Source organism: Limnohabitans sp. TEGF002, assembly GCF_055395845.1.
In genome coordinates this window covers 1,446,505-1,462,064 of record NZ_AP029224.1, presented here as the reverse complement: position 1 = coordinate 1,462,064, position 15,560 = coordinate 1,446,505, and the positions used below count along the sequence as shown (strand labels likewise).

Here is a 15,560-nt window from a genome sequence, read left to right as displayed (position 1 = left end):
ACACCATGCGCCTGGCCATCACGCACGACACCCGCTACCGTTACAGCCCCTCGGTGCAAACCGCGCAGCATGTCGCCCACCTGCAAGCGGCCGACACTCCCTGCCAAACCGTGCTGCGCCACACGATGCAAATCGTGCCGCAGGCTTCTGTGCAGCACAGCATCGACGCCTTTTTGAACCACCGCGCCTATTGGGCACTGACAAATCCGCATGAGGGCTTGAGCGTGCGGGCCTACACCGAGGTCGAAACCCGCGCCATCCACCCCGACATGTCGCCTGCCAGCGCCGAGCAAAGCTGGGAAGCCGTGCGCGATCATTTTCGCTACCGTGGCGGCCAAGCGGGTGATGTGCACGCAGGCATGGTCTTTGGTTCACACCATGCACCTGTGCACGCTGCCTTTGCGCAATATGCGCAAAGCAGTTTCACACCCGGGCGCTCGCTCATGCAAGCGGCCCAGGCGCTCACCGCCCGCATGCACAGCGATTTCCATTACGAAACGGCCAGCACCGACATCAACACACCCGCCTTGGAGGCACTGCAAAGCAAACGGGGGGTTTGTCAGGACTTTGCCCACATCCTGGTGGCTTGCCTGCGCTCACTGGGCCTGCCCGCCCGCTACGTGAGCGGCTACCTGCTCACCCAACCGCCACCGGGCCAACCCCGCCTGGTGGGCAGCGACGCCTCACATGCCTGGGCCTCGGTGTATTTGCCCGAACTGGCCAGTCATGTCAGCCAGGGCTGGTTGGACCTGGACCCGACCAACGACCGATGCGGATTGGCCAGCCCGGGCGAAGACTACGTGCGTCTGGCCGTGGGCCGGGATTTTGCCGATGTCTCGCCGCTTCGCGGTGTGCTGCAAGGCGGCGGCTCGCACATCCTCGAAGTTGCGGTCACGGTGGCACCACTTTAAGCGGGCGTCCTTGCTCGCGAATGCGTGCATGTGCAAAGCACCTTTCGGCCGCAGGGGGTACATCCCTCACAGATGGCCCAGTCGGTGCATCGGATTGAGCGACAATTCCTTTTCTTTTTTTGTCATTCCCGCTCAAGCGGGAGTCCATCACTTACTGCACAAAGGCCGACCATGAGCGTTTACGACACCTTGAAATCACTGAACATCGAGCTGCCACCCGTGGCCACTCCTGCTGCTGCCTATGTGCCCTTTGTGCAAACAGGCCACCTGGTTTTCCTGTCGGGCCATATCGCCAAAAAAGATGGCAAAGCGTGGGTTGGCCAACTGGGCAAAAACATCAGCACAGCCGAAGGCCAACAAGCCGCTCGCGCCGTCGCCATTGACCTGATGGGCACATTGCACGCGGCCGTGGGCGACCTGAACAAGGTCAAGCGGATCGTCAAAGTGATGAGCCTGGTCAACTCGACCGGTGACTTCACCGAACAGCACTTGGTCACGAATGGCTGCAGTGAATTGCTGGGACAGGTATTTGGCGCACAGGCAGGCGCTCACGCCCGCAGCGCATTTGGCGTGGCGCAAATCCCGATGGGTGCTTGCGTCGAGATCGAACTGATAGCCGAACTCGGCTGAAAAAACCCACGCCCTGCTGATGCAAGGCGTGGGTTTAGACCGTGTCGGGCTCGGGGGTAGCTTTTAGAAGATCAGCCGCGCCCCGGAATCTCCGAGAGCAGTTGCTCCACATGGGCCTTGGCTTTTTCAAGCGAAGCCATGCTGCCGGTCAGGTACATGCGGCCGCTGGCACCGATCATGCTGCACTCGACCAGAGTCAGGTCAGGGGCGACTTTTTCGGCTTCGTTGGCCATGTGGGCACCAAAAAGGGCCGGGGCCACTTCCATCAGCAGCATGTTCTGGCCGGGCAGCACCATGCTGGCTTGGCGCGTCCGGTTCATCAGCACGGCGTGCTGATCGGTCACGTCTTCCAGAATGTCGCTGTACAGCAGATGCGGGCGCAGTTGGTCTTGGGCCTTGGCCCCCATCCAGTCCAGGATGACCTGGCCTGCTCGCTGCAGGGCCGCGCTGTCGTTGCTGTGCAACTCCAACACACCGAACTGCCGCTCGACGGCCAGGATGCCCGGCTCCAGCGTGGGTTCGGCCTTCAGGGCCAAGTCGATCACGCGCTGGATGGACAGCCCGGGGGCGATCTCCACCAGCAGCGCGTTGGTGCCTTGCATCGCCACGTAGCCGCGTGCGCCCAAGGGCGAACTCATCCACGAGGAGAACTGGGGCTGCAGGTCGGTGAGCGTCAGGTAAACCCGAAGCTCAGCGGCCGGCTTGGCAGGCGGTTTCGCGGGCCCGGCGGCTTTTTTGCTTGTGGCCATGCGGCCTCCTTATTTGCAACAGCCTGCGATCACTTGCCGTCGAAGGCTTTAGACACGTCAGCGTGTGGACGTGGGATGACGTGGCAAGACACCACTTCACCGATTGCGCCTGCGGCTTCTGCTCCGGCTTCGGTGGCGGCCTTGACGGCACCCACGTCGCCCGAAACGATGATGGCAACCAGCCCGCCACCGACTTCTTTTTTACCAACGATGTTGACGTTGGCGGCTTTGACCATGGCGTCAGCGGCAGCGAAAGCAGCAACATAACCTTTGGTTTCGATCATTCCGATGGCTTGTGACATGAGAGTCTCCTTGAGGGGTTAAAAAAGAAAGGGTTGAAGAAAAGGGTGAGGGGAAAAGTTTCAACGCATGGGCGTTGGGGTGTCGTAGTTGTCGAGCGAGGCAATGATGAGTGCATCGGCCACCACACGCGGGTGGGCTGGGGCAAACCACCAAGCAGCGGGTGCGCCGATGGTGATCATCACGCGCTCACCAATGCCACAACCCATGGGGTCGTAGCAGACCACCACGTCTTTGGGGTAGTCCAGTTGCACCTCCAGCAATGCCCCAGCGGGCAACTCGGGCAGGCGTTTGCTGGCCACGATGCGGCCGATCACGGTTCCTGTTTTCATGGGGTAGTTCCTCGGTCAATGGTGATGCCGCGCTTGCGCAGGGCTTCTTTGCCCAAGGGGGTCATGACCGCCTTGGGGTGTAGCCGAACGGTTTTCACGCTCGGCGGCAGGGTTTTCAGCAACTTCTCGCCGATCACACCCTTGAGCTCCGGTATGTCTTCAGCTGGGTGATCGTGCAAGCCACACGCATCGCCCTTGCATTCGCAGGCCTTGCCTTCTTTGCACGACGAACAGCAAGCGGCAGGATCGACGGCGGTGGTGGCGGCCATGGCCGAAGAGGCTGAATGACCGGTTGTGGCGTGCGGCGCAGGTGCAGCAGAGGCCACCGCCTTGACGGCCGCCTCGTCCACCCGCATGTCAAAACGCAGCAGGCCCGATTGCGCCGCTTGCAACAGTGCCGGGCTGGCGGCCAGGCGTTTGAATAGTTCTGTCAAAGCTTGTGCGTGGGCACCCGTGCCTACGCGCAAGGGCACCACCACGCCCTGAGGTCCAGCCGCCGGCGCAGTAGCCTGCGCCGCAGTTGTAGGTTTAGGCGCACCGATCTGCTTCCAATAAGCGTCTTTGCGGGCGATCAGACCATCACGGATTTGGTACACATCGGTGCCGTCCAGCGTGACCGATTGGCCACCGGGCATGGGCACGCTCACCTTGTAGTTTTGCACCACGGTCTGGCCCAGCACGTTCATGTGCGAATCCGAGAACTTGGGGCCTGCGGGGCTGGCAAAGCGTTCCTTCAAGAACGCCAGACACGCCGCACGGCCATTCAGCACCCGCGAGTCGGGCAAGGACCACACCACATCGGGGGCAAAGCAGGCCACGATGGCTTCGGCATTCGCGGTGGCATAACCGGCTTCAAAGCGCTGCATCAGGACGGCAATGGCGCCGCCAGCATTCGTGGCTTTGGCACCCAAAGCCGTACGCACCTGCGCCCGAATTTGCTCGCGCAAAGCGTCTGTGCTCATGCCGCGCCTCCGGCATCGTGGATCACGGCTTCGGCCACGGCCGCTGCAGTGCGCACATCGGATGCTGTGCCTGACAAATACAGCCGCCCAGCCGGGCCCATGAAGCGGCAGTCGATCAGCTTCACGTTGGCGGCCTTCTCGGCCTCGTTGGCCACCAGCAGCGCATAAGACGAGGTGGTCATCTCCATGATGTAGAGCGACTCGCCGGGCAAGAGCATGCTGCCGGACTTGCTGCGGTTGATCAAAAACGCGTGGTAGCCGTCCACCCGGTCAATGACTTTAGAGGCCAAAATTTCGGGCTTGAGCACGCTTTTCTCGCTCACGCCCATGGCATCAAGGACCGCAGCACCGGCCGACTTGACCGACGAAGAAGACTGGCCGTGGAACTCCAGATAGCCGAACTGACGCTCGACCACCAAGTTACCGGGCTTGACGTTGTCATGCTTCAAGGCGATGTCGGTCAACCACTCGATGTCCATGCCGGGAGCGACTTCGATCACCATGGCGGCGTCGTTGTGGCGCGGCAGGAAACCACGGGCAGTAGAGCCGAGCAAACACATCAGCTGTGGCTGCAAGCGGTCCAGAAAAATATAGCTGCGCAAAGTGGACATGAAGGGCTTTCAGCGAAGGTATTCGAGTTCTTCCTGCACGATGCGCAGGACCATGGCCTGAAGTTCAGGCGTGAGGGTGGACAACTGGCCTGGGGCCGCTGGCAGTGCTGAGCCCGAAGCCATGGCCCCGGCCCAGCCACCAGGCAGCGGAAAAGCCACGCGCTTCCAGTTGACCAACAGCTCTGGGCCGACGTTGCAGTCGACCGAGCTTTTGCCCGCGTAACCCGTGCCAATGGTGAAGGTGTAGGGCAAGCCGGTGTTGGCACCGGTGCTGTCGTGCACCGTAGAGCCGTTGACAACCACGCGGTAATAGTCAAGGGCCGCGCCCCAGACCACCGCCTGCTCGGCGTTGGCGGTGTGGACGCCCGAGGTGTGCCCTGCGCCGCTGTGCTGCAGCATGAGGCGCGCCACATCAATGGCCTGGTCCATGCTCGGCACCACCACGCAGCCCAGGATGGGCGAGAGCTTTTCCTTGAACAGCACATGGCCTGCTTGCGGATTGGCGATGGGGCAGATCAGGGCCTGGCAGTCTCGCGGCACCTGCACACCCGCAGCCTGCGCGATTTCGAACGCCGGACGACCCACCACCTTGCCATTGAACTTGCCACCGGGAAATGCGTGGTTCTGAATTTTCAAAGCTTCTTCTTCGGTGCACACATGCGCACCCTGACCGATCAGGGCTTGCTGCATGGCCGCTGCAATGCCCGCCTGCAGCAGGATCACAGATGGGGCCGAGCAGGGGCTGCCGTGGTCAAAGTTCTTGTCCACCACAATGGTTTTTGCTGCGGCCTCCAGGTCGGCGCTGGCGTCCACATAGACCGGCACATTGCCCGAACCCACACCAATGGCGGGGTTGCCCGAGCCATAGGCCGCACGCACCATGGGCGTGCCACCGGTGGCCAAAATCACGTCGGTGCGGGCGTCGCGCATCAGTGCGCCTGTGGCCTCGACGGTGGGGCGGGTCAGGATCTGCAAGGCATGCGCCGGGCCACCGGCTTTTTCGATGGCCGCTTGCAACTCATTCGTCACAGCGGTGCAGCAAGCCAAGGCCACTGGGTGTGGCGAGATGACCAACGCGTTGCGTGTCATCAGGCTCAGAATGGTCTTGAAAATGATGGTGGCCACGGGCGAAGTGGAGTTGGACAAACCCACCACGACCCCAGCAGGGCGACCAATTTCAACGATGCGCAACGCATCGTTGCGGCGCACACCGCCCAGAGCGACATTGTCCCAGGCGTTGGGCGTGAGCGTGCAGGCAATCTGATTCTTGGCGATCTTGTCGGCCACTTTGCCAATGCGGCTTTCGCGCACGGCCCACTCGGCATAAAACTCGGCACGCGGCAGCAAGGCGGCAGCCACTTGCTTGGCCACTCGCTTGGCTTCTTCAGGCGTCCACTGCGCCAGCACCGCAGCCGCTTGCTGGGCACGTCCCAGCAAGTCGCGGGCCTCCTGCAGGGCGGCCAGGTCGTGGTCGGCCAGGTCGATGGGGTTGTTGGAACTCATGTCGGGGTACTGCCCAGGTTCAGCGGCGCTGGGCGGCTGCGGCCACGGCGTTCAGGTCCACGTTTTCCAGGGCGCTGAAGATGGCCTCCACCGCTTGCTGCTCCCGTGGGCTGGCCGCTTGCATGCGGGTGGTGTCCAGCAGCTGCCGCATGACCGAAGGCTGACCACCTGCTGCAGCACCGGCACCGGGGTTGAGCGTGGGCACAAAGCTGCCGCAGGTCATGCGCTGGCCAGCGCGGTAATGCGGCGCGTAATCGAACACGGCATAGTGCTGCGTGGCGCAGTTGTCCCACATGGCCACCGAGTCTTTTTCCCAACGAAAGCGCACCATGAACTCGGGCTTTTTGACCCATTCATAGAGCATGTTCAGCACCGCCTCGGACAGGTCCATGTGCATGCCCAGCAGGCGCTTGGTCCAAATCGAATTGACGAACAGGATCTTGCGGCCGGTGTAAGGGTGCGTGATCACGGCCGGGTGGGTCACCGTGGGCACGTTCTCGATCATCTTGCATTCTTGACCATTGGCGGTCACCATCATGCCGCTCTTGGCCGACGCCCGCTTGGCCAAACGCTCATGGGCATTGACTCGGCGGAAATGCCAGGGCAGGTCGTGGTCAGCCTGCAAGCCTTCCAGCATTTGTTGCATGCCGGGATTGAGCGCGTCATAAGCAGCACCCGCGTGCATCCACATGGTGTCACCGCCCGAAGGGGGCAAGTCGGTGATGCGCAAGATGGACACCATATTGGGCTTCTTGCGGAAGGTCACGTCGGTATGCCAGCGGTCGGTTTCTGGGGCCTCATATCCCTCATTCGAAATCAACTGGATGTGTGGATGACCCTCAATATGAGGAAAGAACTCGTGCTTTTCCATCTCGCCAAAGTTCTGCCCCAGGCGGATATAGGCTTCGGGCTTCAAAGCCTGCTTGCGGAAGAACACAACACCGTATTGCCACAGCGCTTGCTTGATCTCTTCGTACACGTCTTCAGAGCGGGTGTTGTTCAGGTCAACGCCGCTGATCATGCCGCCGATGGTGGGCGTCATCGGGTCCACCTGGATGTGACGGAATTTCATGTTTTGATCTCCTTGATGTGATTTTTGCTTGAAGGCTTCATTGCCAGTGCAGCAAACGGCGTTCGATCCAGTTCATCAGCTTCATGATCAGCACCCCGATGAGCGCCAGATCAAACAGCAGCGACCACACGCCGTTGACGTTGAATGTGGACCCCAGATAAGCGAGTTGTTGCCCGAGACCCCGCTCGGAAGCAATGACTTCTGCGCCCACCACGCCCAACAAGGCGTAGATCACACCGAGGCGCAGTCCTGAGAAAAGCACCGGAACAGCGCCCGGCAATGTGACTGAGAAGAACATCTGCCGACTGCTGGCACCCAGGGTGCGCGTGAGCGTCACATGGTCTTGGCTGACACCCCGAATGCCAGCCACCGTGCTGGACAGCACGATGAAGAATGTGAGCGACACGCCCAGCGCAATCTTGGATCCGACGCCCAAACCAAACCACAGAATGAACAGCGGCACCAGCGCAATGCGCGGCAGCACATTGAAGGCTGAAACGTAGGGATCGCAAAAGGCCTCGAACTTGGGCCAGGTCACAAAGGCCAAACCCGTGATCATGGCGGCGATCGAGCCAATGACAAAAGACGCGAACACGGCCAACAGGGTGTAACCCAGATCACCCCACAAGCGGGCGTTGGTGAGGTTGTCCAGCGTGAACGTGATGATGCCTAGGGGGCTGCCCATGAAACTCGGATCAATCCACCCGACCCGTGCACCCCACTCCCACAGCCCCAACACCACGCTCAGGAACAGGGCATGCAGCGACAGCGTTTGCAACGTTTCAGCCTTCATGGTGCACCCATCCTGCTTCGAGATGTTTCCAGACTTGGGTGTAGGTGTGGTGGAAGTCATCGCTGGTCTGCAGCTCACGGATGGAGCGGGGACGCGCCAGCGGCACCTTCACATCGGCCACGATGCGTCCTGGCCGCGAAGACATCACCATCACCCGGTCGGCCAGTGCCACCGCTTCTGACAAGTCGTGTGTCACAAACAGCACCGTTCGGTTGCCTTCCTGGCACAGCTGCAAGAGCAAGTCTTGCAACTGCAGTTTGGTTTGCGCATCCAGCGCCCCGAATGGCTCGTCCATCAGCAGCAGCGGCGAAGGCATGGCAAAGGTGCGTGCCAAGGCCACGCGCTGGCGCATGCCGTGAGAAAGGGCTTTGGGCAGTCTGTACTCAGAACCGCCAAGCCCGACTTGTTTGAGCATCACAGCGGCCCTCTCCCGGGCGTCTGAAATGGGCACACCCCGAACTTTCAGGCCAAAGGCAGCATTGTCCAGCGCGTTGAGCCAAGGAAACAGGCTGTCGCGCGCCAACATGTAAGCCACGTTGTGGCTGCCGAGTGCAGGCTGTTCGCCCGCCACCAGCAGCCGCTGACCTGCAGGCAAATCGACCAGGCCCGCACACAGGTTGAGCAAGGTGGTTTTGCCACAGCCGCTGGGGCCGGCGAGCGCGACAAACTCCCCCGCCTTGACGTGCAGGTCCACACCCTGCAACACCAAGTTGGTGCCGTCAAAGCTCAGGTCGATGCGCTGTGCGTCGATCATGGATATTCCCTGGAGAGTTCGCTGTCGTCGGCGTTCAGGGCAAGACTGCTGGGGCCATCTCCACTCTGCCGGGCAACAGTTTGTTTTCGGTCATGGCATCGGCCACCGCCTGCATGGCAGGCACGGTGCCACGGGCCTTGAAGTTGCCGATAGAGTTGCGCAGGCTGATCTCAGCGATCTGGTCGGCATTGGGCAATTGCAGGGCAAAGGTCTTGCGCAGGATCTCCAGTGTCTTGCCGAAGTTGGCCGGGTTGGCGATGAAAGCGTCCGACAAGTCCAGCATCCTGCGGATCGCAGCCACCGTTTGCGGATTGGCCGCTGCCCATTCGCTCTTCACCGCCATGGTGCCAGCTCCACCCCGAGTCGCCAGCATGCTCTTGGGACCCTGACCTTTGCGGGGGTCTACCACCAAGCGGCAGGCCTTGAGCACTTCGCACATGCCATCTGTGGGCGGGAAGGTCATGATCAGGTCGACTTGGCCGCGCGTGAGCGCTGGAAATGCCGTGTCGGGCGCACCCACGGCCACAAAGGTCACGTCATTCGCAGTCAGGCCCACATCGGCCAGCATGTCGATGACTTGGAATTCAGCGCCCGAGCCGCGCTGGGTCACACCAATTTTCTTGCCCTTGAAGGACTTGACCACACCGGGGTAGCCTTCTTTTTCGGTCGGCAATTCGGTTTTTGCACCTGCGGCCATGAAAAACACCGGATCGACAAAGCCTGCGGCAATGATGGCAATGGGGGTCTTGCGGGCCACGGCAGCAGCGGCTACCTCGGTCGGGCCGAAAAACACCTCGATGTCACCAGAGAGCATGGTCTGCATGCCCAAAGGCGCGGCTGGAATCGTGCGCAGTTCGCAACGGAGGCCCGCTTGCTGGCAGAAACCTTGGTCTTGGGCCACACGCACCAACAGATTGCCGGTGCCAGGGTAGTCCTGGAAGCGCACCACGGGCTGCGCCATGGCGCTGGCACCCAAAGTCAGAGCGATGGCACCGAGGGTGGTGCGCACAAATGCAGGGGCAGAAAATTTCATGTCGTCTCCAATGTGGTTCTTTGACTTGATCACCGTCAAGCTCGGCGTTAAGCATTTAAATCCGCTCGAATGGGGCAAATTGTTTCTGATGTGACAATTTAGGGGAAAGCACCCAAAAAACTTTTGATCACACCATGAAACACGCTAGACCCATGCCACCCGATCGTTCTGTCAAATACCAACAAGGCACCGTCCGACCGCATGCCTTCAAGGTACTGGATGCCGAAGTGTTCACCAAGGTTTGGGCCGAAAACGCAGCCCTGACAGATCACTCAACACAAGCCTTGCACAGCGTGGGCGTGTTGCGCCAATGGACCGAAGGGCAAGTCGTGCTCAGCCGAGGGCAAGCCACTTCGACAGCTTTGCTGCTGGTCAAGGGGCGCTTGCGGGTGAGCGTGACCACGCCCGAGGGCGAGGAGCAATTGCTGCGCTGGATGTTGCCGGGTGAAATATCGGGCCTGAGCTCGGTCTTTGCAGAAACCACTTATCCGGCAGATTTGGTGACCGTCGGCACCACCCAGGTTCTGCACATTGAACGCACCCGCTTGATCGACCTGATCACCCGCGACCCGGTCGTGGCGGTGGATTTGCTGCGCATTTTGGGTTTGCGGATCAACCAGCTACTTGATACGCTGGCCGATCAAACCATGCACAGCTTGGAGCAACGCGTTTGGGCCGCGTTGGAGCGCATTGCCAAATTCAACAGCGTGGCCGTTCCCGACGGGGTGATGCTGAGCGTGAGCCAGTCCGACCTGGCCCAAGCTGCCTCCGCATCTCGCCAGCGCGTCAACCAGCAGCTGCAACATTTTCAGGATCAAGGCCTGATCCGTTTGGGTTACCGTAACATCGTGCTGCTGCGCCGCTGACCCCGCGTCACCCATCCGCGCAACCCTGTCCTTTTTAAACCGGAGACCCCCATGACCCTTTCCATGTCCAGCGCCAGCTTGCCCGTTTGCACCCGCATGCTCACCAACCTCAGCCACATCCTGGCCAAGGCCGAGCAGTTTGTCGAAACCAAAAAGATTGATCCCACGGCGCTGACCACTTACCGCCTCGCGCCTGACATGTTTCCATTCACCCGACAGGTGCTGATCGCCTGCGACGCGGTGAAGAACGGCGTGGCCCGCTTGTCTGGCGTTGAAGCGCCCAAGTTTGATGACACCGAAACCACACTGGCCCAGCTGCAAGAGCGCATCCAGAAAACACTCGCGTACATCGCCACCGTACCCGCTGCAGCACTCGACGGCACCGAAGACAAAGAAATCACCTTCCCTGCAGGACCAGGCAAAACCCGCACCCTCAAGGGCCAGGACTACCTGACCGGCTGGATGCTGCCCAATATGTACTTCCACATCACCACGGCCTACACCATCCTGCGCCACAACGGCGTGGAGGTGGGCAAGATCGATTACCTGCTGGGCGCTCAGGGCTGAGTGAACTTCACTCCACCCGCGTGACGCGGTTGGGCTTGAAGCCCAGATCCGCCACTTTGCCTTTTTTGGCGCGGGCGGTTTTGGCGTTGTTCAGGCTGCGGATTTCGAGTGTTTCTTCGCGCTCTTTGCCGCCGCGGCCAATGCCTTCGATCTTCACGCTGCGGGTGTAGGCCGCAGCGCCTGCCAAAGTGTCTTTGGCTTCGAGGTCGATCAGCATCAAGCCCCGACCGCCTTTTTCCATGGTCTTGAGTTCGCTGATCTCAAAGGTCAGCACACGGCCGCCCGTGCTGGCGCAGCAGACGTTGGTGGCCGCCGGCATGGCTTGCTTGTCGGCAGGCACCGTAGCGCTGGAGCCGCTCACATGGCTGGGGGCGCAGACGGTTTCGCCGTCGCCCAGGCTGATGAAGGCTTTGCCCGCTTTGTTGCGCGAAATCATGTTCTCGACCGAGGCCATAAAGCCGTAGCCACCCGAGCCGCTCAGCAGCAAGGTGGCGTTGGCGGGGCCTGCAAAGTAGTGGGCGATTTGCGTGGTGGGTTCCAGCTCGATGAGCGTGGTTACCGGCTGGCCGTCGCCGCGTGCGCCGGGCAGTGTGGCCACGGGCACGCTGTAAATTCTGCCGTTGCTGCCGAACATCAGCAGCGTGTCCACCGTGCGGCACTCGAATGTGCCATACAGGCCGTCGCCCGCCTTGAAAGCAAAGCTCGTGGCATCGTGGCCATGACCCGTACGCGCACGCACCCAGCCTTTTTCCGACACGACCACGGTCACCGGTTCGTCCACCACCTTGACTTCGGCGATGGCTTTTTTCTCTTCCTGGATCAGGGTGCGGCGTGGGTCGGCAAAGGTCTTGGCGTCGGCTTCGATTTCCTTGACCATCAAGCGGCGCAGCGCGGCGGGGCTGCCCAAAATTTCTTCGAGTTTGCCCTGCTCTTCGCGCAGCTCGCTCAACTCTTGCTCGATCTTGATGGCTTCGAGCCGGGCCAGTTGGCGCAGGCGAATCTCAAGGATGTCTTCGGCTTGGCGGTCGCTGAGCTTGAAGGCTTCGATCAGCGCAGGCTTGGGCTCGTCGCTGTGGCGAATGATGCGGATGACCTCGTCGATGTTCAGCAACACCAACTGACGGCCTTCCAGAATGTGGATGCGGTCCAGCACTTTGTTCAAGCGGTGCTGGCTGCGGCGGGTGATCGTGGTCTGACGGAAGCTGATCCACTCCACCAGCATCTGACGCAACGATTTTTGAATCGGCTTGCCGTCGATGCCGACCGAGGTCATGTTGATCGGGGCAGAGGTCTCTAAGCTGGTGTGCGCCAGCAAGGCGGTGATGAGTTCTTGCTGTTCGATGCGGCTGGTCTTGGGTTCAAACACCAGGCGCACGGCGGCGTCTTTGCTCGATTCGTCGCGCACCACGTCGAGCACGGCCAGCATGCTGGCTTTGAGCAAAACTTGGTCGGCGCTGAGGGCTTTTTTACCGGCTTTGACTTTGGGGTTGGTGAGCTCTTCGATCTCTTCGAGCACGCGCTGAGAGCTGACGCCTTGCGGCAGTTCGGTCACCACCAGTTGCCACTGGCCACGGGCGAGTTCTTCGATCTTCCAGCGGGCGCGCACTTTGAGGCTGCCGCGCCCGGTGCGGTAGGCGTCGGCGATGTCGCTGGCCGGGCTGATGATCTGGCCGCCACCGGGGTAGTCGGGGCCGGGGATGATGACCATCAATTCGCTGTCGCTCAGCTTGTCGTTCTTGATCAGCGCCACACAGGCGTCGGCCACTTCGCGCAGGTTGTGGCTGGGGATCTCGGTGGCCAGGCCCACGGCAATGCCGCTGGCGCCGTTGAGCAAGCTGAAGGGCAAGCGGGCAGGCAGCTGGCGCGGCTCTTCGGTCGAGCCGTCATAGTTGGGAATGAAGTCCACCGTGCCCATGTCGATCTCGTCGAGCAGCAAGCTGGTGATGCGCGACAAGCGCGCTTCGGTGTAGCGCATGGCGGCTGCGCCGTCGCCGTCGCGTGAGCCAAAGTTGCCCTGGCCGTCGATCAGCGGGTAGCGCTGCGAAAAGTCTTGCGCCATGCGCACCAGCGCATCGTACGCCGCGGTGTCGCCGTGCGGGTGGTAACGGCCCAGCACATCGCCCACCACGCGGGCGCTTTTGACGGGCTTGGCGGCGGTGTTGTTGTTAGGACCGCTGTACGACAGCCCCATGCGGTCCATCGAATACAAAATGCGCCGCTGCACCGGCTTTTGGCCATCGCACACATCGGGCAAGGCGCGGCCTTTGACAACGGACAGCGCGTATTCGAGGTAGGCACGCTGGGCGTAGGCGCCGAGGTGATCACCTTCGGGAGCAGCTGCGGGTTCGGGGGTCAACAGGTCAGTGGTCATGGCAGGTGTTTTGTAGGTCGGAGCTTGAGCTCCGACGTGGGGTGCGCACACATTTGTCGGAGCTGAAGCTCCGACCTACAAGAAATTCAAACGTCGATTTCGATGCTGTCGCCGTGCAGTTCCATCAGCTCGCGGCGGGCGGCGGCTTCGCCTTTGCCCATGAGCTGGGTCATGAGGTTTTCGGTGCCGGCGTTGTCCAGCGGGCCCAACTCGATGGGCAGCAGGCGGCGCGTGTCGGGGTTGAGCGTGGTGTCCCACAGCTGCTCGGCGCTCATTTCGCCCAAGCCCTTGAAGCGGCTGATGCTCCAGCCGCCTTCTTTCACGCCGTCTTTGCGCAGCTTGTCGATGATGGCGGTCAATTCGCCGTCGTCCAACGCATAGGCTTTGGACGCTGGCTTTTTGCCGCGTGCCGGTGCATCGACGCGGAACAACGGTGGCCGCGCCACATACAAGTGACCCGCTTCGATCAGCTTGGGGAAATGGCGGAAGAACAGCGTGAGCAGCAGCACCTGGATGTGCGAGCCGTCCACGTCCGCGTCGGACAAGATGCAGACCTTGCCGTAGCGCAGGTTGCTCATGTCGGGGTTGTCGTTGGGGCCGTGCGGGTCCACGCCGATGGCCACCGAGATGTCGTGGATTTCGTTGTTCGCAAACAAGCGGTCGCGGTCCACTTCCCAGGTGTTGAGCACCTTGCCGCGCAGGGGCAAGATGGCTTGGCACTCTTTGTTGCGGCCCATCTTGGCGCTGCCACCGGCCGAGTCGCCCTCGACCAAAAACACCTCGTTGTGCAGGATGTCTTTGCTCTCGCAATCTGTCAGCTTGCCGGGCAGCACGGCCACGCCAGAGCTCTTGCGTTTTTCAACCTTTTGGCCCGCTTTTTGGCGGGTTTGCGCGGCCTTGATGGCGAGTTCGGCCAACTTTTTGCCGTAGTCCACATGCTCGTTCAACCAGAGTTCGAGCGCGGGGCGCACAAAGCTCGACACCAAACGCACCGCGTCGCGCGAGTTCAAACGCTCCTTGATCTGGCCCTGGAATTGGGGGTCCAGCACCTTGGCGCTCAGCACATAACTGGCGCGGGCAAAAACGTCTTCGGGCATGAGCTTGACGCCTTTGGGCAACAAGCCATGCAGCTCGATGAAGCTCTTGACGGCTGTGAACAGGCCATCGCGCAAGCCGCTGTCGTGCGTGCCGCCCGCGCTGGTTGGGATCAAGTTGACGTAGCTCTCGCGCACCGGTGCGCCATCTTCGGTGAAAGCCACAGCCCACGAAGCGCCCTCGCCTTCGGCAAAGCTGTCGTGGTTCGCATCGGCAAAACCCTCGCCTTCAAACAAAGGGATGACCGGGTCGCCATTCAAGGTTTGCGTCAGGTAGTCGCGCAAACCGGCTTTGTACTGCCACTGCTGGGTTTCCTTGGTTTTCTCGTTCACCAAAGTCACCGTCACGCCGGGCATCAGCACGGCTTTGCTGCGCAGCAAGTGCGTCAGCTCGTTCATGGGCAGGGCGCTGGATTCGAAATATTTGGCGTCAGGCCAGGCTCGCACCGTGGTGCCTTGTTTGCGGTCACCCTCGCCTGTGGCGCGTTTAACCAATGGCTCGGTCACGTCGCCGCCCGAGAACACCAGCGTGGCCACTTGGCCTTCGCGGTAACTGGTGGCCTCCAAGCGCTTGGACAGCGCATTGGTCACCGAAACACCCACGCCGTGCAAACCGCCCGAGAAGCTGTAGGCGCCACCCTTGCCCTTGTCGAACTTGCCGCCCGCGTGCAATCGGGTGAAGACCAGCTCGATCACCGGGGCGTTTTCTTCGGGGTGCATGCCAAAGGGAATGCCCCGGCCATCGTCTTCGATGCTGACCGATCCATCCAAATGCAGAACGACTTTGATCTTTTTGCCGTAACCCGCCAGCGCCTCGTCGGCGGCGTTGTCCAGCACTTCTTGGATGATGTGCAGGGGGTTGTCGGTGCGGGTGTACATGCCCGGGCGTTGCTTGACGGGCTCCAAGCCCTTGAGCACGCGGATCGAGCCTTCGGAATATTCACTCGAGGCGTTGGAGGTTTTGACGGTAGATTGGGTGGCCATGGTGGCGGATTGTAGTGGGATTTGCGGC

16 protein-coding genes are annotated in these 15,560 nt (G+C 61.2%); 4 read left to right on the top strand and 12 right to left on the bottom strand.

The annotated features are described in order from the left end of the window. Positions 1-5 precede the first annotated feature (5 nt). Both ACZ5SR_RS07355 and ACZ5SR_RS07350 read left to right on the top strand, forming a co-directional pair. A complete protein-coding gene (locus tag ACZ5SR_RS07355; protein ID WP_464450898.1) occupies positions 6-911 on the top strand; it encodes a transglutaminase family protein in 906 nt (301 codons plus the stop codon). 171 nt (positions 912-1,082) lie between these two features. Continuing rightward, positions 1,083-1,541, top strand: coding sequence for a RidA family protein (locus tag ACZ5SR_RS07350; RefSeq protein WP_464450897.1), 459 nt, complete (start codon positions 1,083-1,085; stop codon positions 1,539-1,541). A 71-nt stretch (positions 1,542-1,612) separates the two neighbouring features. On the opposite strand, the gene ACZ5SR_RS07345 is transcribed toward ACZ5SR_RS07350, so the two are convergent. From ACZ5SR_RS07345 to ACZ5SR_RS07300, 10 genes are read right to left on the bottom strand one after another with little or no spacing between them, the layout of a single operon-like run. After that, on the bottom strand, positions 1,613-2,290 hold the full coding sequence (locus ACZ5SR_RS07345; RefSeq protein WP_464450896.1) for a microcompartment protein: 678 nt from the start codon (positions 2,288-2,290) through the stop codon (positions 1,613-1,615). Between the two features lie 29 nt (positions 2,291-2,319). Beyond that, positions 2,320-2,592 (bottom strand): BMC domain-containing protein, encoded by a 273-nt coding sequence (locus ACZ5SR_RS07340; protein WP_019427480.1) that lies wholly within the window; start codon positions 2,590-2,592, stop codon positions 2,320-2,322. A gap of 60 nt (positions 2,593-2,652) precedes the next feature. Further along, positions 2,653-2,922: a EutN/CcmL family microcompartment protein gene (locus ACZ5SR_RS07335; RefSeq protein ID WP_019427481.1), complete on the bottom strand. Its 270-nt coding sequence runs from the start codon at positions 2,920-2,922 to the stop codon at positions 2,653-2,655. Further along, positions 2,919-3,884 (bottom strand): nuclear transport factor 2 family protein, encoded by a 966-nt coding sequence (locus ACZ5SR_RS07330; protein WP_464450895.1) that lies wholly within the window; start codon positions 3,882-3,884, stop codon positions 2,919-2,921. Before ACZ5SR_RS07330 ends, ACZ5SR_RS07335 begins: the two co-directional genes overlap by 4 nt. Further along, positions 3,881-4,495, bottom strand: a complete 615-nt coding sequence (locus ACZ5SR_RS07325; protein ID WP_464450894.1) for a BMC domain-containing protein — start codon at positions 4,493-4,495, stop codon at positions 3,881-3,883. The genes ACZ5SR_RS07330 and ACZ5SR_RS07325 overlap by 4 nt, the downstream gene beginning before the upstream one ends. Positions 4,496-4,504: 9 nt before the next feature. Continuing rightward, positions 4,505-5,998, bottom strand: a complete 1,494-nt coding sequence (locus ACZ5SR_RS07320) for an aldehyde dehydrogenase family protein (protein WP_464450893.1) — start codon at positions 5,996-5,998, stop codon at positions 4,505-4,507. A 19-nt stretch (positions 5,999-6,017) separates the two neighbouring features. Further along, positions 6,018-7,070: a TauD/TfdA dioxygenase family protein gene (locus ACZ5SR_RS07315; RefSeq protein WP_464450892.1), complete on the bottom strand. Its 1,053-nt coding sequence runs from the start codon at positions 7,068-7,070 to the stop codon at positions 6,018-6,020. A gap of 37 nt (positions 7,071-7,107) precedes the next feature. Continuing rightward, entirely contained in the window at positions 7,108-7,863 is a 756-nt protein-coding gene (locus tag ACZ5SR_RS07310) for an ABC transporter permease (RefSeq protein WP_464450891.1), read from the bottom strand. Continuing rightward, the gene (locus ACZ5SR_RS07305) at positions 7,853-8,617 is read right to left on the bottom strand and encodes an ABC transporter ATP-binding protein (protein ID WP_464450890.1); all 765 of its coding nucleotides are present in this window, start codon (positions 8,615-8,617) and stop codon (positions 7,853-7,855) included. The genes ACZ5SR_RS07310 and ACZ5SR_RS07305 overlap by 11 nt, the downstream gene beginning before the upstream one ends. Positions 8,618-8,651: 34 nt before the next feature. Beyond that, positions 8,652-9,650, bottom strand: a complete 999-nt coding sequence (locus ACZ5SR_RS07300) for an ABC transporter substrate-binding protein (protein ID WP_464450889.1) — start codon at positions 9,648-9,650, stop codon at positions 8,652-8,654. Positions 9,651-9,784: 134 nt separating this feature from the next. Between ACZ5SR_RS07300 and ACZ5SR_RS07295 the strand changes: the two genes are divergently transcribed. Further along, positions 9,785-10,516, top strand: a complete 732-nt coding sequence (locus ACZ5SR_RS07295; RefSeq protein WP_464450888.1) for a Crp/Fnr family transcriptional regulator — start codon at positions 9,785-9,787, stop codon at positions 10,514-10,516. Positions 10,517-10,567: 51 nt separating this feature from the next. Beyond that, positions 10,568-11,083 carry a DUF1993 domain-containing protein gene (locus tag ACZ5SR_RS07290; RefSeq protein WP_464450887.1) on the top strand — a complete coding sequence of 172 codons (516 nt, stop codon included), beginning with the start codon at positions 10,568-10,570 and terminating at the stop codon, positions 11,081-11,083. Between the two features lie 7 nt (positions 11,084-11,090). On the opposite strand, the gene parC is transcribed toward ACZ5SR_RS07290, so the two are convergent. Both parC and ACZ5SR_RS07280 read right to left on the bottom strand, forming a co-directional pair. Next, positions 11,091-13,454, bottom strand: a complete 2,364-nt coding sequence (gene parC / locus ACZ5SR_RS07285; protein WP_464450886.1) for a DNA topoisomerase IV subunit A — start codon at positions 13,452-13,454, stop codon at positions 11,091-11,093. 86 nt (positions 13,455-13,540) lie between these two features. Then, positions 13,541-15,532, bottom strand: a complete 1,992-nt coding sequence (locus ACZ5SR_RS07280; RefSeq protein WP_464450885.1) for a DNA topoisomerase IV subunit B — start codon at positions 15,530-15,532, stop codon at positions 13,541-13,543. Between the last annotated feature and the right edge of the window lie 28 nt (positions 15,533-15,560).